This is a genomic window from Polaribacter butkevichii, from assembly GCF_038024105.1.
Classification (GTDB): Bacteria; Bacteroidota; Bacteroidia; order Flavobacteriales; family Flavobacteriaceae; genus Polaribacter; species Polaribacter butkevichii.
This window is the reverse complement of the sequence record NZ_CP150661.1, coordinates 3409058-3427683: the sequence shown is the minus strand read 5'-3', so window position 1 is coordinate 3427683 and position 18626 is coordinate 3409058. Positions and strand designations below refer to the sequence as shown.

The following is an 18626-nucleotide window of genomic DNA, read 5'->3' as shown; positions in this document are numbered from 1 at the left end:
AACAAATACGTTAGGCGTAATTAAAATAAATAGCGAGGTTATCGAATATTCTCGCTATTTTATCTATATATTTGTATTGTATGATAGAAAAAGCTCCAAAATACAAAGAAGACAACGATACCATTTCTTTAATGGTAGAATTACGATCGAATGGAATTCTAAAAAGTATTCAAGATGAATACCTTTATTGGGATAAAGTTAAATACAAATCAAAAAAATATTCGGCAAATAAACTATGGAACGCAGTTAAACTAGATAGAATATTAAAAGCCAATAGCGTTAAATTCGGAAACTATTCCTTTTCTTTTATTGTTACAGATTTTATGCAAAGAGCTTTACATAAATTTGATATGCATATAGGCGGAACGCTTGGTAGTAATATAGGAATAGCAGAAACTGACAAAACAAAGTATATAATTAGTTCATTAATAGAAGAATCTATTTCTAGTAGCCAAATTGAGGGAGCAAATACTACAAGAAAAAAGGCTAAAGAAATGATTCAGCTTGAAAAAAAACCTAAAAGTAAATCTGAACTGATGATCATGAACAATTATATAACAATGAAATATATTGTTCAAAATAAAGAGAAAGATATAACCACAGAAAATATTCTATACATACATAAACTAATTTCTAATGGAACGTTAGATAGTTCTAATGAAGAAGGTGCTTTTAGAAAGAATGATGATGTTCATGTTGTTGATTATACAAAAGGAGAAATTGTTCATACTCCTCCTTTAAAAAAGGATTTAGAAAAACTAATTGATGAGTTATGTGCCTTTTTTAACAACGATACAACAGATTTTATACATCCCATTATAAAAGCTTGTATTATTCATTTTATGATTGGTTGGATCCATCCATTCACAGACGGAAACGGAAGAACTGCTAGAGCTTTATTTTATTGGTATATGTTAAAAAAAGGCTATTGGTTAACAGAATATTTGTCTATTTCGAAGATAATTCAAGACACAAAAAATCAGTATGAAAAATCATATTTATATACCGAATTAGACGACAATGATTTAAGCTACTTTATTACATACCACATTAAAACAATGGAGAAATCCTATGAAGCTTTAAAAGAATACATTAACAGAAAACAAAAAGAAGTTTTTCAGGCAGCTAAATTCATGAAAATACCTGAAATAAATGAGAGGACAGCTCAAATAATCAAATTATTAAATGGTGACCCCGATAGAGTATTAAGTAATAAAGAAATAGAAACAAGGTTTAATGTTTCTAATTTTACTGCTAGATCAGATTTAAAAACACTAGTAAAACTAGGGTTTCTTGATATAATACAAGTAAATAAGAAAAAACAAAATTTTATTAAATCCGAAAATTTTGATAAAATCATAAAAAAATTAAAATTGTAAAAAAAATACTCGCAACAATACACCTTAACAACTACCTTATGGTGTATTTTTTTTTTAAATTTTAAATCTAGTTTTTACTTACTGATTTTTGTGCGTAAAAACGTTTACTACAATTTAAAAACATTCTAAAAAATAAATTACAAAATAACCATGCATAAAACATTAAAGCAAACTTGCATCCCTATTTTACTCTCTATTGTTTTGTTCAGTTGTCAGAACAATAAAAACAAAAATAATTTTGAATTAAAACAAGGTGATTTACTGTTTCAAAATACAGGAACTGGCGATATTGATAATGCCATTAAAGATGTAACTGCAACTTCATTAGCTAAAAACTATTCGCATGTTGGTATGGCAATGAAAAAAGATGGAAAATGGTTTGTAATAGAGGCGATTCCTGAAGAGGGAGTTTCTCAAACTCCTTTAGTAAAGTTTCTGAACAGAAATAAAAATAAGTTTAACAAATCTGCCACAACGGTTGCAAGACTAGATAACTATTATCAACCTTACATAGATAATGCAATAGCGTATGGAGTAAAAAGAATAAATACGCCTTATGATGAGATTTTTTTATGGGATGACAACTCTTATTATTGCTCAGAATTAGTTTATAAAATGTTTTCTTCTCAAGATTTACCAACAGATGCTATTCCTTTTCTTACGCACCCAATGACGTTTAACGACAGTACAGGAACCCCAATGCCTAGTTGGAAAACTTATTACAAAACACGTAACCAACCAATTCCGGAAGGTATTGAAGGTACAAATCCTAATTTGATGGCTAGCAGCCCTCGTATTAAATTTGTGCATGATTATGAGAATGAATAAAGTATAAAAGTTGTTTGTTGTCAATTACTGTTGCCAATAACGCACAAAATAATCACTTAATCTTCTTTTTTACATTTTGTGTTTCTTACCCAATTTAAGTGAAAAAAGATTTGTTCTTTTATAGACAGATTGCTTCGTTCCTCGAGATGACAACATTTATCAAACTAGTCTAGCCCTGATTGAGCGGTTTGTTTGAGCTCTTTTTTATTCCTTTTTAGGATAAAAAAAGCGAGTAGTGAAAGCAGGAAATAGCTTCAAAAAAAAACACCCTTCAAATTTAAAAACCTGAAGGGTGTTGTTATTTTATAAAGTGAATTAATACTTTCTAAGGTATTTTACTTTTTCTTCTAAGTAAATAGGCGCTTCCGTTCCGTCGTTAATTTTAAACTTGGTTTTAAGCGTTTCTCGCTTGAGAATTTCTTGCTTAAAAACTTCAAAATGTAAATGTGGGCCAGATGACCAACCAATATTTCCACTTTTTGCTATTAACTGACCTTTTGTTACTTTATCGCCTTTTTTAACGACTGCTGTATTGGTGTTAATGTGAGAATAATCTGCAATTGTACCATCGTTATGATAGATTAAAATTACGTTATTATACTCTAAACATCCTTTTGTAACGCATGTTTTTGTGTTAGTATCTACAACTTTAATAACAACGCCTTCTCTTGCTGCATAAATTTCTGTACCAATTGGCATGGTAAAATCTATTGCATTTACTTTCTGATGCGTTTCTATACCATTATAGCCTTGAGACACTTTAAACTTTTTTCCTTTTTTAAAAGGAAGATTGTAAATGTACTCTGCTGCTGCAACGGTATCTTTTGCAACAAGGTCTCCGTAATTATATCTGGTTTTTGAATTATATTTATATCTACCTGCTTTTATTGCTTTTAACGTAGTAATTACAAAGCCTTTTGTTCTTGCAGGAATTACATAAGTTTTAAAGTTTCCGTTTGATGTAGATAAGTTTACCAACTCTAATTCTACTTCTACCGAAACCGGACAAAACTCATTATTATCTGCTAGAAACTCGAACCCATTTTCTGCTTTTTTAAAATAGGTTTTAAAATCTATTTGAGAAAAGGAATTACAAGAAATCAATAAAATAAAAATATATAAATATTTATTCATTTGTTACATTAATACAAAACTCTAAATTTTATGGTTCCTTCAATTTCTCTTAAGGCCTCTAAAACTTCTTTGTTGTATTCTTTATCTAAATCTGTAATTACATACCCAACTTTTGGATCTGTAGATAAATACTGACCATTGATGTTTAGCTCGTATTCTGCTAAAACTTTATTGATTTTAGCCATAACACCTGGCACATTTTTATGAATATGTAAAAAACGGTGTGCATTTGTTTGTCTAGGTAAACGAATATTTGGAAAGTTTACTGCGTCTACAGTATTACCAGAATTAATATACGCCATAATTTTACTTGGTACAAAATCTGCTATATCTCTTTGCGCTTCTTCTGTACTTCCACCAACGTGTGGTGTTAAAATTACATTTGGCAATCCTTGTAACTCTGTAAAAAACTCACCATTTTTTCTTGGCTCAGAAGGATACACATCTACTGCTGCACCCGCTAATTTTCCGCTTTTTAAAGCAGCAACCAAAGCAGGAATATCTACCACAAAACCTCTTGCTAAGTTGACTAAAATTGCGCCATCTTTCATTTGAGAAATTTCTGTTTCTCCTATAAAGTTTTTGTTTGCAGCATTGTCATCTATGTGTAGAGTAACCACATCGGAAAGTGCTAATAAATCTGATAATTTATCTACTTTAGTGGCATTACCTAAGCCTAATGTATCTTCTACATCATAATAGTAGACATCCATACCTAAAGCTTCTGCTAAAATTGATAATTGCTTACCAATATTACCATAACCAACAATCCCTAATTTTTTACCACGAACTTCTCTAGAACCTTCTGCCGTTTTATTCCATTGACCATTGTGAATTTCTGTACTTCTTTGAAAAACACTACGCATTAACATAATAATTTCTCCGATAGCTAATTCTACAACAGAACGTGTATTACTGTAAGGAGCGTTAAAAACAACGATTCCTTTTTCTTTACACGCTTCTAAATCTATTTGTTTGGTACCAATACAAAATGCACTAACTACCATTAATTTATCTGCAGCGTCTACTACTTTTTGCGTAACGTTTGTTTTAGAACGAATACCTAAAACGTGTACGTCTTTTATTTTTTCTATCAACTCATCTTCTGACAAACTTTTAGAAACTGTTTCTACAGAAAATCCATCTGTAGATAACTTTTTAAAAGCATCTGGATGTACATTTTCTAATAATAATATTTTAATTCTATTCTTTGGGTACGATATTTTTCTTGGCAACTTGTTAACGTATAAAAATTCATCTAAACTTGGGGCAATGTGGTCTGCGTTTTCTGTTGTTTTAATTCTAGAAACATTTTCTGTGTAAGCAAAAAACTTATCTGCTACACCAGCTTCTCTAGTAACATAATCACTATACCCATCACCAATAACTTGTATTTCTCCTTCGAGATTCATGTCTTTTAAACACTTTATTTTTCCGTTGTGTTGAGACAATGGATTGTTGGCATCGAAACCAATAATTTCACCATCTTTTGCAAACTCAAAAGTATTTGCATACACTCTTTCTGAAGGTATATTGTATTCTGCTACAATAGGATCTATAAATTCTTTAAAACCACAAGAAATCACATAAATATCATCTGCATAGTTTTCAAAAAACTCTTTATTGCTTTCTATAGATTTTGATACTTGTTTTTTTAAAGCTGCAATTAAATTAGATAAATCTGCTTTATTTGCTTTTAATAACTTTATTCTTCTTTCTAAAGATTCTGTAAAGGATATTTCACCATCAATTCCTAAATTGGTAATGTCTATTATTTCTTGAATAATAGCCTCTTTTTTAGGATTGTTTTCTAATGTTATTTCTGCTAAAACATCTAATGCTTCTACCTTAGTTAAGGTACTGTCAAAATCGAAAATATAATTTCTTTTTGTACTAATCATTACTTAAGAATCTTGGTTGAATTTAAGTGAGTAAATCTACAAATATAGTAGGGAAATAAGAAGCTATTTTAAAGTTTTATGATATCTATTTTATTTATTCTGATAATTTTAAAATTTTTGTATAATAAGACCTTTTCATCCTTAAAAATTATCATATCCTAAAAGAAACACCCACCAAACAACAGGTAACAATTCTACCCAAAAAGAACTATAGTACTTAGACTGTGTAGTTTTAGCTCTCATTAAGAAAATAACCAACAGAAAAAAGAAAAGCATAAAAGGGGTTTTTACCTCTGCAACCGTAGCAACTAGATACTCTAACACTAAAGCAAAAACAAGCAACATAAGGCCCAATTTTCTGGTCTTTTCAACTCCAACTTTTTTAGGAATTGTTTGTAAAGAAATTGCATCGTACATAACGTCTCTAATATCAAAAGGCAATATTAAAACTACCACAATTAAAAATCGTTGTAACATTAATAAAAGTACATTTAAAGAAATTTCTTTTTCTGCATCAACTACAGGAATTAACACTGTAAATCCTGCCCAAACTAAAGCCACAACAATAATTTTTAAATAACTGATTTCTCTTAGATTTTTATCAAACCCACTTAAAAAAGGTACCGCATATAATACGGTTAGCAAACAAAAAGGAATCGCGTAATATAACGTAGGTAAAGGCACTTGATAGGTAAAATAACACAGTGCTATAAAACAGACAAACGAAAAAACTTGAATATTCTGTAAGCCTTTTGCCAAACTTCTATGATGCAGTTTTGCAACTCCTGCATATTTTACAAAATTATACCCTGTTATGGTACCAAAAAAGATAAAATAATTAAGATTACTATTATAAGGAAGATCTAAATAAATTTCGGTAATCCTTAGAAACGCATAAACCGACAATGCAACATGTATACTTGCATTTAAATAAAAATTGAACAGCGTTTTTAAGAATTTCATTTGACAAAAATAGCTTTTATGTTCATAACATTTAAATTTGGTTGATAATTAACTAACTTTTATCAATTTTAAACAAACTTAGAACCTTGTAAAATTCTTATTTTTGTTGCAGAAAAAATCAATCTTTTTTATGTATTTACAACAAACATCTAAAACGATTGAAATATGCATAAATAAAACTTTAGTTAATGAATACAAATTTGTTTCAAAACAGACATATTGGACCTAATAAAAAGGAACAAGAAAAAATGTTATCAACGATAAAAGCGGAAAGTTTAGAACGGTTAATTTACGAAACCGTTCCGGATGATATTCGTTTAGAAAATGAGTTAGATTTAGCGCCTGCAAAGAGCGAATATGAATATTTAGCACATATTAAAGAATTATCTGAAAAGAATAAAGTATTTAAAAGTTATATTGGTTTAGGATATCATGAAGCTATTGTGCCAAGTGTAATTCAGCGTAATATTTTAGAAAACCCAGGTTGGTACACTGCTTATACTCCTTACCAAGCAGAAATTGCACAAGGTAGATTAGAAGCATTGTTAAATTTTCAAACAATGGTTTGTGATTTAACCGGAATGGAATTGGCAAACGCATCTTTATTAGATGAAAGTACGGCTGCTGCAGAAGCAATGGCTTTATTGTATGATATTAGAGAAAGAGCACAAAAGAAAGCGGGTGTAAACAAATTTTTTGTTTCTGAAGAAATTTTACCACAAACCATCTCTGTTTTACAAACTCGTTCTACTCCTATTGGTATTGAATTAGTAATTGGTAACCATGAAGAGTTTGATTTTTCTGATGAATTTTTTGGAGCAATCTTACAATACCCAGGAAAACATGGTCAGGTTTATGATTATGAACAGTTTGTTGCTAAAGCAAATGAAAACAATATTAAAGTAGCGGTTGCTGCTGATATTTTATCACTTGTAAAATTAAAAGCGCCTGCAGCATTTGGTGTTGATGTTGTAGTAGGAACTACACAACGTTTTGGTATTCCGTTAGGTTACGGAGGTCCTCATGCTGGTTATTTTGCTACAAAAGACTGTTATAAAAGAAGTATTCCTGGACGTATTATAGGGGTTTCTAAAGACAAAAACGGAGAGCGTGCTTTGCGTATGGCATTGCAAACAAGAGAGCAACATATTAAAAGAGAAAAAGCGACTTCTAATATTTGTACTGCCCAGGTTTTATTGGCTGTTATGGCTGGTATGTATGCTGTATATCATGGTCAAAAAGGATTGCAATTTATTGCGGATTCTGTACACAACAAAACAAAATTAGTTGCAGATTATTTAGAAAAAGCAGGTTTTAACCAATTAAACACCTCTTATTTTGACACCTTATTAGTAGAAATCGATTGTATTAAATTAAAATCGATTGCAGAATCTTTTAAAGTAAACTTTAATTATGTAGATGAAAAACACATTTCTATCTCTATAAATGAAGCAACTACACAAAAAGACTTAATGACGTTGTTTACTATTTTTGGACAACTTAAAAAGAAACCTGTTTCTTCGGAAGCAGAAAGTGTAGGCGACTTTCATCAAATTTTAACTCAAGAATCTTTTAATGCAGATTTTGAAGTTATACCAGAAAGCTTAATTAGAAACACACCGTTTTTAGAAAACGATGTATTTAACACGTATCAATCTGAAACAGATATGATGCGTTATATTAAAAAATTAGAGCGTAAAGATTTATCATTAAATCATTCTATGATTTCTTTAGGATCTTGTACTATGAAGCTAAATGCAGCTTCAGAAATGCTGCCTTTAAGCAACCCTCAATGGGGAAATATTCATCCTTTTGTGCCATTAAATCAAGCTGAAGGATATCAACAAGTTTTAAAAAGATTAGAACATCAATTAAATGTTATTACGGGTTTTGCTGGCACTTCTTTACAACCAAACTCGGGTGCACAAGGAGAATTTACAGGCTTAATGACAATTAGAGCTTTTCATCAAGCAAATGGAGATTCTCACAGAAACATCTGTTTAATTCCTGCTTCTGCACACGGTACAAATCCTGCTTCTGCAGTAATGGCTGGTATGAAAGTAGTCGTTACCAAAACCGATGAAAAAGGTAATATTGATGTAGAAGATTTACGAGCTAAAGCAATTTTACATAAAGATAATTTGGCTGCTTTAATGGTTACCTACCCTTCTACTCATGGAGTGTACGAAAGAGCTATTAAAGAAATCACACAAATTATTCATAATAACGGCGGACAAGTTTATATGGATGGTGCAAATATGAATGCACAAGTTGGATTAACAAATCCGGCAACTATTGGTGCAGATGTTTGTCACTTAAACTTACATAAAACATTTGCAATTCCACATGGTGGTGGTGGACCTGGTGTAGGACCAATCTGTGTTGCGCCACAATTAGTGCCGTTTTTACCAACAAACCCAGTAGTTGCTACTGGAGGAGAAAATGCGATTACTGCCGTTTCTGCAGCTCCTTGGGGTTCTGCCTTAGTGTGTTTAATTTCTTACGGATATATTACAATGTTAGGCGCAAAAGGATTAACAGATTCTACTAAAAACGCTATTTTAAATGCCAACTATATTAAAGAGCGTTTGCACGGAAACTACAACACGTTGTATTCTGGCGAAATGAATAGAGCAGCTCACGAAATGATTATTGATTGTCGTGATTTTAAACAAAACGGAATTGAAGTGGTAGATATTGCAAAACGTTTAATGGATTATGGTTTTCATGCTCCAACTGTTTCTTTCCCTGTTGCAGGAACTATGATGATTGAACCTACAGAATCTGAAAGTCTTGCTGAATTAGATCGTTTTTGCGATGCCATGATTTCTATACGTGAAGAGATTAAAAATGCCACCAAAGGTGATGATAACAATCCTTTAAAAAATGCGCCACATACACAAGAAATGTTAACTGCCGATGAATGGCACTTACCATACACTAGAAAACAGGCAGCTTTTCCGTTAGACTATATTGCTGAAAATAAATTTTGGCCTACTGTAAGAAGAGTTGATGATGCTTTTGGAGATAGAAATTTAATTTGTTCTTGTATCCCAATTGAAGATTATATTTAAATAACATTTATTAAACTAATAGTTTTTAATAGTTAAAACCGTTTCCTTAAACTGATTTTTTTTCAGGGTTAGGAAACGGTTTTTTTTTATTTATCTTGTATTTTTATTTTTTCATATTTTTTTAAACTCTAATTAACAACAACTTTTCAACTAGAAATGATTTTTATCATAAAAAGCTAAAAGTAAACAAACTACCTTAAATTTATAAACATTATAAATTAAAAATTTCACATAAAATTATTGTTATCGTCATATAATTAGTTGTGCATTTTATTTACATTTAGTCTTTAAAATTAAAACACATTTTATGGAACATATATATAGTAAATGGTATCATCCATACAAACCTGCTACAAAATATAAAAAGAAAGTAGCTTATTTTAGCATGGAATTTGGAATTGACCAAGCTTTTAATATTTACTCTGGAGGACTGGGTTTTTTAGCAGGTTCACATATGCGTTCTGGATTAGAATTAAAACAAAATATGATTGGTATTGGTATGCTATGGAAATATGGCTATTACGACCAAGCAAGAAACGAAGACCAAACTTTAAAAACAGAGTTTAATGAAAAACATTTCGACTTTTTAGAATATACAGGGATTGAAGTAGAAATAAAACTACACGACAACCCAAATGTAAAAGTAAGAGCTTATGTTTTAAAACCAGAGGTTTTTGGCACGGTCCCTATGTATTTTTTAAGTACAGATGTAGATGGAAATGACCACTTGTCTAGAACCATAACCAACCATTTGTATGACCAAAACCAAGTAACAAGAATCTCTCAAAGTATTGTTTTAGGAATTGCTGGTGCCAAGGTAGTAGAAATTTTAGGAGGCGCAGATACCTATCATTTAAACGAAGGACATGCCTTGCCTGCTTTTTATTATTTAAGAGACAAAGGCGTTACCAAAGAACAAATGGTATTTACAACACATACGCCAGAAAAAGCAGGAAACGAAGAACGAGATGCACGTCATTTAAACAGATGTGGCTTCTTTGGAAGAACACTTTCTGAAGAAGAATTACACAAAGAAATGGTTAACGGCGGTATGATTAATTATACCATTGCTGCATTACGAATGGCTAGAAAAGCAAATGGAGTATCTAAACTTCACGCCATCGTTGCCAACGATATGTGGAAAGATTACGAAGGTATTTGTGAAATCATTCCGATTACAAATGCTCAAAATCAAAAATTTTGGCAAGATGAAACCATTAAAAAGTCTTGGAAAAAAGGAAATGCTACTGCCTATAAAAATAAAAAATCGCAGTTAAAAAGCGAACTTTTTGAAGAAGTTTACAAACAAACTGGAAAAAAACTAGATCCTAATGTGTTAACCATAGTTTGGGCTAGACGTTTTGCAGGGTATAAAAGAGCTGATTTACTTTTACATGATTACGATCGTTTTAAAAGGTTAATTCATAATGAAAAATACCCTGTACAAATTATTTGGGCAGGAAAACCTTATCCGTTTGATTATGGTGCCATAGACACCTTTAACCATTTAGTATATCAATCTAAACAAGAACCTAATTTAGCAGTGCTAATAGGGTATGAAATAGGCTTGTCTAGAAAATTAAAATGCGGTTCTGATGTTTGGTTAAACACGCCAAGAATTACACGTGAAGCTTCTGGTACAAGTGGAATGACAGCAGCCATGAATGGTTCTGTAAACGTATCTACGGATGATGGTTGGATTCCTGAATTTAAAAAAGATGAAGAAAATTGTTTTGTATTGCCTGCACTAGATCATCTTTTACCAACATACGAGCAAGATAAAATAGACACCGATAATTTATACAATATTTTAGAAAACAAAGTTTTACCTACGTATTACGACGCTCCTAAAACTTGGCAAAAAATAGTTTTTAAAGCCATGGATGATGTTATCCCTGAGTTTACAACCCAAAGAATGGCTGATGATTATTATAAAAAATTATTTTAGAAAAACTAAACTTAAGTCGACAAAGATTAATTAAAAAAAGCCCAAACAATTAACTGTTTGGGCTTTTTTTAATTTATATCACTTTACTTATACGCTCTGCTTTAAAACATTTGCAATAATCATTTTTGCATGAATGCGAGAATTTTCTATAAACCATTTGTGAGTTTCCATTCCTCCACAAATAACTCCCGCTAAATAAACACCTTTCACGTTGGTTTCCATAGTCTTATCATTATACGTAGGAATTTTCTTTTCATCCTTAGAAAAAGAAACTCCTATTTCATCTAAAAGTGTAAAATTTGGCTTGTAACCAGTTAACGCCAAAACAAAGTCGTTTTGCAAAGTTTCTACACCTTCTTTTTTATTTATAACAATAGTATCTTTAGTTATTTCTTTAACTGTAGTATTATAATAAACCTTAATACTACCTTCTTCTATTCTGTTGATGATATCTGGTCTCACCCAATATTTTACACGTTGCCCTACTTCTGCACCTCTAATAACCATAGTAACCTCTGCTCCTTTTCTATAGCATTCTAAAGCCGCATCTACAGACGAATTACTTGCTCCAATAACCGCTAATTTTTGTCCTGCATAAAAATGTGGATCATTATAATAATGAGACACTTTTGATAAATTTTCTCCCGGCACATTTAATGTATTCGGAATATCGTAAAAGCCCGTAGCGATAATTAAATTTGCAGACTTGTATGAATTTTTATCAGAAACAACAGTAAACTCATTTGCTGTCTTAGAAACTGAAGTTACTTTTTCAAATAAATGAATATTCAATTTATTTGATGTAGCAATTCGCCTATAATACTCTAAAGCTTCGCTCCTTCTGGGTTTTGCTTCTTTACTAATAAACGGAATTTCATCTATTTCTAATTTTTCTGAAGAAGAAAAAAACTGCATGTTTACAGGATAATTATATACCGAATTAACAATAGGTCCTTTTTCTATAATTACATAAGACAATCCTTTTTTTTGAGCCTCTAAACCACAAGCAATGCCAATGGGTCCACCACCAATAATAACAATATCAAAATATCTCATAGGAATAAATACTCTCTTAATTTTTATAAAAAATATCTTCTAAACTTACCACTTCTTCGTCTTTTCTACGTCTAAAAACTTGGTTTGCTTTTATGTCTGCAATAGAAGCCACTCCCATAGCTGCAACAACTTCTTTTACAGCTTCAATAGTTTTATGGTGGTAATTTTTAACACGTACATTTTTCTTTTCTACCACCAATGCTTTTACCAAATCATCATCTTGCGTAGCAACACCAACAGGGCAAGTATCTAAATTACATTCTCTTGCCTGTATACAGCCTAAACTTAACATAAAACTTCTTGCCATACCCACTGCATCTGCTCCTAAAGACAAGTATTTTATAATATCGAAAGCATCTATAGCTTTACCAGAAGCAATAATTTTAATTTGATCTTTTAATTGATGCTTTATTAAAAGTTTATTTACAAAAACCAATCCTTCTACAAGTGGCGTACCAATATAATTTGTAAATTCCATTGGCGCAGCACCAGTACCACCTTCTCCTCCATCTACAGAAATAAAATCTGGGTAATTATTGGCATCTGCAAATGCTTGCATCATGGTTTCTATTTCTTCATTATTACCCACACAAAATTTAATTCCTACGGGTTTACCGCCAGATAAATCTCGTACTTTCTGTATAAAAACAATCATTTCTTGATAATTAGAAAATGCAGAATGACCTGGAGGCGAATCTACTTGTGTCCCAGGCTCTACAGAACGAATTTTCGCAATTTCTTCTGTGTTTTTTACGGCAGGTAAAATTCCTCCATGACCTGGTTTTGCTCCTTGAGAAAACTTAATTTCTATCATTTTTACTTCTGTACGAGTTGCATTCGATTTAAAAACTTCGTCATCAAAAACACGTTTTCCATCTACTGATTTTCCTGCACCAAAATACCCTGTACCAACTTGAAAAATAACGTCTCCACCTTGCAAATGGTAAGGAGATATTCCTCCCTCTCCTGTATTATGAGCAAAACCACCCATTTTTGCTCCTTGGTTTAATGCCATAATTGCATTTTTACTCAAAGAGCCAAAAGACATAGCAGAAATATTGATAATTGAACCTTCATACTTTTGAGTACATTTATCAGAACCAAAAACAATTCTTTCTCCTGCTATATGATGATGATCTTTAGGAAATAAAGAATGTTTTACAAACTCATAGCCTTTTGCATATACATTATGCTGTGTACCAAAAGGAACGGTTTCTTTAGATAATTTAGATCGCTGATACACAATACTCCTTTTTTCTCTATTAATGGGTGTACCGTTTAAATTATCTTCTATAAAATATTGTTGAATTTTATCTCTTTCATCTTCAAAAAACCAACGTAATCTTGCAATTACTGGAAACGCTCTTAATAATGAGTGCGTAGTTTGTAAACTATCGTAAATTGCAAGTAAGGTAAGTAATCCAGAAATGGAGACTAAAATGATGGTTCCTGTTTGGGGTATAAAGTAAACTAAAACTCCGCATAAAATAGTGATTCCTATAAAAACAGAAAGTATGGTATTTCTCATTATATAATGGTTATTTAAAAAAGACTTTAAAAATAGTCATTTAGTACGATATTTTGCACTAGCCTTACAAATAGTTTGCGTTAAGGATTGCAGCGGCATCCTTTTTGCTTTTTCTGCAAAAAGATATAGCGAAAAGCCTGACCTTTAGGGAACGCCCATATACAGACAAACTGAGTTCTTAAATTAATGAAATACAGCATTAAGTACATGGCAAAAAAAACTCCAACAAATAAATGTTGGAGTTTTAAATATGTTGAAAATTCTAAAAAGATTATTTTTTGAATTTTGCGTATTTCGTTTTAAATTTATCGATACGTCCTGCAGCATCAATAAGTTTAGATTTACCAGTGTAAAATGGGTGAGATGTTCTTGAAATCTCTAATTTTACTAAAGGATACTCAACACCATCAACTTCTAATGTTTCTTTAGTGTCTACAGTAGAACGTGTTAAAAATACATCTTCGTTAGACATGTCTTTAAATGCTACCATTCTATAATTTTCTGGATGAATTCCTTTTCTCATTTTATTATATTTTAATACTTTAATGTTATGTTTGCATGAGTAAAGTTGGTAAAGCTCACTCTGTTCTCTAAATAGTTGTTTTTTACTATTTTGAGGATGCAAATTTAACTATATTTTTTAATTAACAAATAAATATTTTGTTTTTATTTGGTCTAACCATCACAATAGTTACTTTTACACTTGTTTTTACCTATAAATAGTGGTTTTTCATCACTTTACTTAATTCGTAAAAAGACTAAAAATTAAATATAAAAAATTTAAAAATGAAAAATAGTACTTTATTTGTTGCTTTTTTAGCGTGTTTTCTGCTAATTACATCTTGTTCTGATGTGTATAAATTCAGCCTAAATCATAAAAAACAAGTTGCTTTAAATTCTAATATTGATGTAACTCTTAAAGAACAAGAAGACAAACCGATAAATAGTGTTCAGTTTTTTGTGAATGGTAAAGAAATTTCTTCTGAAGGAAATACAGTTTCTATTAACACAACAGATTTAGGTGTTGGTAAGCATCAAATTTCTGCATTGGTTTTTTATCCTGAAAAAACAAAAAAAGAAAATAGCTTTTTTGAGGTTTTAGCTGATAAAGCGCCTGTAGTATATGGATACAATATTGTAAATGAATATCCGCATGATAAAACTGCGTATACACAAGGTTTAGAATATCATGATGGTTTTTTATATGAAACTACAGGTCGTAGAGGACAATCTACTTTAAGAAAGGTTGAAATTAAAACAGGTAAAGTTGTACAATCCGTAGATTTAGATAAAAAATATTTTGGAGAAGGAATGACCATTTTTAATAACAAAATATATTGGTTAACATGGCAGGCTAAAAAAGGATTTGTATATAATTTAGAAACCTTTAAACAAGAAAAAGAGTTTACCTATAATAATAGTGCAGAAGGTTGGGGATTAACACATAATGGAAAAGAACTAATTAAATCTGACGGTACGTCTAAAATTTGGTTTTTAGATCCTGAGACTTTAAAAGAACAAAAATCGATTCAGGTTTACACTAATAAATACGCGGTAGATAACTTAAATGAGTTAGAATTGATTAACGGAAAAATTTACGCCAACAAATATCAGCAAAACGCTATTGTTATTATAGACCCAAAAACGGGTGTTGTAGAAGGTATTGCAAATTTAAAATCTTTAAAAACAGAAATGGAAAAAACACAGAAGTTAGTTCCGCAAGACGAAGTTTTAAACGGAATTGCTTTTGATGAAGAAAACAACCGCCTTTTTGTAACTGGTAAACATTGGGGTAAATTATTTGAAATTGAATTAATTAAAAAACAATAATTGAATTAATTAAAAGTTCTATTGTTTAGATCATTACATAATAACATTAGATTGAGCGTAATTGAGACCTTAATACAATCTCTTAACTGCACTCGAGCAAACAGAAACTAAATATATGCGTTACTTTATTTCTTTTATTATTTGTATTGCCTTTATCTCTGTAAGTTCTTGTAGAAAAGATTTTAATACAACGCCAAGTTTTGGTGCATTAGAATTCTCTAAAGACACCGTTTTTTTAGACACAGTATTTACAAATATTGGTTCATCAACATACAATTTAAAGGTTTATAATCGTGGAAGCAATGCTATTACAATTCCAGAAATTAAATTAGAAAACGGCACAAATTCTAACTACAGATTAAATGTAGACGGAATACCAGGTAAAGATTTTAAAAACATTGATATTCTTGCTAAAGACAGTATTTTTATTTTTGTAGAAACCACTATTGATGCTAACAATGTTGTAAATCCATTATACACAGACAAGATTTTGTTTGATAACGGTACCAACCAACAAAAGGTAGATTTAGTTACTTTAGTACAAGATGCAAACTTTATCTATCCTGGTAAAGATGCAATCTCTATGAAAATAGATAGTTTAACTTTAAACGGAGAGCCTACAACTTTAAAAGGTCGTTTTTTAACCAACACCGAATTAACTTTTACAAATGTAAAACCAACCGTTATTTATGGTTTTGCCGCAGTACCAGCTAACAAAACATTAACCATAGAAGCCGGAGCAAAAGTTTATTTTCATGATAATTCTGGTTTAATTGTAGATGATAAAGGAACCCTAAAGGTAAACGGAACACTTTCTGATAAAGTAATTTTTGAAGGTGACAGGTTAGAGCATTCTTTTAGTGAAACTGCAGGACAATGGGGAACTATTTGGATGCGTGCAGGAAGCAAAAACAATGAAATAAACCACGCTATTATTAAAAATGGAATTATTGGTGTTTTGGTTGATAGTATTGGCACACCTTCTACCCCAACTCTAAAACTACAAAACACAGAAATTTACAATCATTCTAGCTACGGAATTCTAGGTAGAGAAACCAATATAGAAGCAAACAACGTGGTTGTTGGTTCTGCAGGTCAGGTTTCTTTAGCGGCAACTGTTGGCGGTACTTATAATTTTACGCATGCTACATTTGCCAACTATTGGAACAATGGCTTACGTCAATTACCTGCTGTTTTGGTAAATAACTTTTTTACCTATACAGATGCTTCTGGACAAGAGATAATTGAAACCAGAAATTTACAGGCTGCCAACTTTACCAATTGTATTTTTGATGGAAATAATAACATAGAGTTTGTTTTAGACAAAGTAGATGGTGGCGGAATATTTAATTATAATGTTAGCAACTCTATGATTAAATTTAATGATACTAATGACTCTTTTATAGACAATGAAGCCTTAGATTTTACCAGTACTTCTTACCAAGACATCATTTTAAATGGAAACGCTGATTTTAGAAATACTCAAAAAAATGATTTTATTATTGGCGAAAAATCTGACGCTATTAACAAGGCAAAATCAACTGGTATTACTACGGATATTTTAGGTGTAGACAGAACTACAAATGCAGATATTGGTGCATACCAACATATTGTTTTTGAGAAAGAAGAGTAACTTCTATTCTTTTAATTGTATCCTAATTATTTTAAGTAAATTGCTTCTTTAAATTTTTACAAATGAAAAATGTAGTTATTACAGGAACAAGCCGAGGAATTGGTTTTGAACTTGCCAAACAATTTGCAGAAAAAGGGCATCAAGTTTTAGCCTTATCTAGAAATACAAAACCACTTTTAGACTTTAATCATAAAAATATTACGATAATTTCTGTTGATTTATCAATAAATTCAGATTTAGAAAAGGTAACTCATTTCATCAAAAAAAGCTGGAAGCAAGTTGATATCTTAATCAATAACGCTGGAAGTTTAATCAATAAACCTTTTACCGAATTATCTTCGGATGATTTTTTAGAAGTCTATAAAGTAAATGTTTTTGCTGTTGCGGAAATTACCAAGTTAATGATTCCATTTCTACAGAAAGGAAGTCATGTGGTAACAATTAGTTCTATGGGCGGAATTCAAGGAAGTTTAAAATTTCCTGGTTTAGCTGCTTATTCATCCGCCAAAGGCGCTGTAATTACTTTATCAGAATTACTAGCAGAAGAATACAAAGAACAACAAATAGCTTTTAATGTTTTGGCTTTAGGTGCTGTACAAACAGAAATGTTAGAAGAAGCTTTTCCTGGATACGTTGCACCAATATCAGCTACAGAAATGGCAAACTATATCTTTGATTTTTCTTTAACAGGTAATAAGTATTATAACGGAAAAGTATTACAAGTTTCATCTACAAATCCGTAAAAAGCGTATCAATTGAGTTCTAATTATCAAAATTTCGTTCCGCCAAAAGCAATTCCTTTTATAGAATTCCTGATCAATGATCATAATTTTACCTTAAAAATTGTAAATCAGAGAGAAACAAAACATGGCGATTTTAGAAAACTACCAAACGGACAATTTCAAATAACCGTTAACAACAACCTAAACAAATATCAATTTTTGTTAACCTTAGTGCATGAAATTGCGCATCACGTAACACATCAAAAATTTGGAAGAGTACAACCACATGGTAAAGAATGGAAAATGATCTTTCAGCATTTAATGTTGCCATTTTTACGTCCAGAAATTTACCCAATGGAAATGCTTCCTTATTTAGCCAAGTATTTTAAAAATCCAAAAGCAAGTACAGATGCTGATGTAGATTTATCTTTAGCTTTAAGAGGAAATGTAGCCGAAACTGGTAAGAATTTTATTTTCGAAATACCTTTTGGAAGTTTGTTTGTCTTTAAAAATACTATTTACAAAAGAGGTAATAAACGCAGAACACGTTTTGAATGTTTAAATATGAGTAATAATAAGGTGTATTTATTCAATCAGAATGTAGAAATAGAATTCTATAAAAACGACTAA

14 protein-coding genes are annotated in these 18626 nt (G+C 30.9%); 8 read left to right on the top strand and 6 right to left on the bottom strand.

What is annotated here, in order from left to right:
• Window positions 1-80 precede the first annotated feature (80 nt).
• Together WG951_RS14425 and WG951_RS14420 are read left to right on the top strand one after the other, a co-directional pair.
• Complete coding sequence (locus WG951_RS14425) at window positions 81-1379, top strand: Fic family protein (RefSeq protein WP_105047648.1); 1299 nt, start codon at window positions 81-83, stop codon at window positions 1377-1379.
• Window positions 1380-1529: 150 nt separating this feature from the next.
• Window positions 1530-2207 carry a YiiX/YebB-like N1pC/P60 family cysteine hydrolase gene (locus tag WG951_RS14420; RefSeq protein WP_105047647.1) on the top strand — a complete coding sequence of 226 codons (678 nt, stop codon included), beginning with the start codon at window positions 1530-1532 and terminating at the stop codon, window positions 2205-2207.
• A 315-nt stretch (window positions 2208-2522) separates the two neighbouring features.
• Here WG951_RS14420 and WG951_RS14415 read toward each other — a convergent pair whose 3' ends face one another.
• From WG951_RS14415 to WG951_RS14405, 3 genes are all read right to left on the bottom strand, one after another.
• A complete protein-coding gene (locus WG951_RS14415; RefSeq protein WP_105047646.1) occupies window positions 2523-3341 on the bottom strand; it encodes a M23 family metallopeptidase in 819 nt (272 codons plus the stop codon).
• A gap of 8 nt (window positions 3342-3349) precedes the next feature.
• Window positions 3350-5242: a phosphoglycerate dehydrogenase gene (gene serA / locus WG951_RS14410; RefSeq protein ID WP_105047645.1), complete on the bottom strand. Its 1893-nt coding sequence runs from the start codon at window positions 5240-5242 to the stop codon at window positions 3350-3352.
• Between the two features lie 141 nt (window positions 5243-5383).
• Window positions 5384-6205 carry a UbiA family prenyltransferase gene (locus WG951_RS14405; protein ID WP_105047644.1) on the bottom strand — a complete coding sequence of 274 codons (822 nt, stop codon included), beginning with the start codon at window positions 6203-6205 and terminating at the stop codon, window positions 5384-5386.
• A 188-nt stretch (window positions 6206-6393) separates the two neighbouring features.
• Here WG951_RS14405 and gcvP point away from each other — a divergent pair, with 188 nt between their 5' ends.
• Both gcvP and glgP read left to right on the top strand, forming a co-directional pair.
• On the top strand, window positions 6394-9279 hold the full coding sequence (gene gcvP / locus WG951_RS14400) for an aminomethyl-transferring glycine dehydrogenase (protein WP_105047643.1): 2886 nt from the start codon (window positions 6394-6396) through the stop codon (window positions 9277-9279).
• A gap of 307 nt (window positions 9280-9586) precedes the next feature.
• The gene (gene glgP / locus WG951_RS14395) at window positions 9587-11227 is read left to right on the top strand and encodes an alpha-glucan family phosphorylase (RefSeq protein ID WP_105047642.1); all 1641 of its coding nucleotides are present in this window, start codon (window positions 9587-9589) and stop codon (window positions 11225-11227) included.
• A gap of 87 nt (window positions 11228-11314) precedes the next feature.
• On the opposite strand, the gene WG951_RS14390 is transcribed toward glgP, so the two are convergent.
• The 3 genes from WG951_RS14390 to WG951_RS14380 form a co-directional block, all read right to left on the bottom strand.
• Window positions 11315-12283: a YpdA family putative bacillithiol disulfide reductase gene (locus WG951_RS14390; protein ID WP_105047641.1), complete on the bottom strand. Its 969-nt coding sequence runs from the start codon at window positions 12281-12283 to the stop codon at window positions 11315-11317.
• Between the two features lie 16 nt (window positions 12284-12299).
• Window positions 12300-13811, bottom strand: a complete 1512-nt coding sequence (locus WG951_RS14385; protein WP_105047640.1) for an FMN-binding glutamate synthase family protein — start codon at window positions 13809-13811, stop codon at window positions 12300-12302.
• A 271-nt stretch (window positions 13812-14082) separates the two neighbouring features.
• On the bottom strand, window positions 14083-14334 hold the full coding sequence (locus tag WG951_RS14380; RefSeq protein WP_036822520.1) for a type B 50S ribosomal protein L31: 252 nt from the start codon (window positions 14332-14334) through the stop codon (window positions 14083-14085).
• 263 nt (window positions 14335-14597) lie between these two features.
• Here WG951_RS14380 and WG951_RS14375 point away from each other — a divergent pair, with 263 nt between their 5' ends.
• From WG951_RS14375 to WG951_RS14360, 4 genes are all read left to right on the top strand, one after another.
• Window positions 14598-15641, top strand: coding sequence for a glutaminyl-peptide cyclotransferase (locus tag WG951_RS14375; protein WP_105047639.1), 1044 nt, complete (start codon window positions 14598-14600; stop codon window positions 15639-15641).
• 115 nt (window positions 15642-15756) lie between these two features.
• Complete coding sequence (locus tag WG951_RS14370) at window positions 15757-17274, top strand: choice-of-anchor Q domain-containing protein (RefSeq protein WP_105047638.1); 1518 nt, start codon at window positions 15757-15759, stop codon at window positions 17272-17274.
• Window positions 17275-17336: 62 nt separating this feature from the next.
• Window positions 17337-18017 carry an SDR family NAD(P)-dependent oxidoreductase gene (locus WG951_RS14365; RefSeq protein WP_105047637.1) on the top strand — a complete coding sequence of 227 codons (681 nt, stop codon included), beginning with the start codon at window positions 17337-17339 and terminating at the stop codon, window positions 18015-18017.
• 12 nt (window positions 18018-18029) lie between these two features.
• Window positions 18030-18626 carry a SprT-like domain-containing protein gene (locus tag WG951_RS14360; protein ID WP_105047636.1) on the top strand — a complete coding sequence of 199 codons (597 nt, stop codon included), beginning with the start codon at window positions 18030-18032 and terminating at the stop codon, window positions 18624-18626.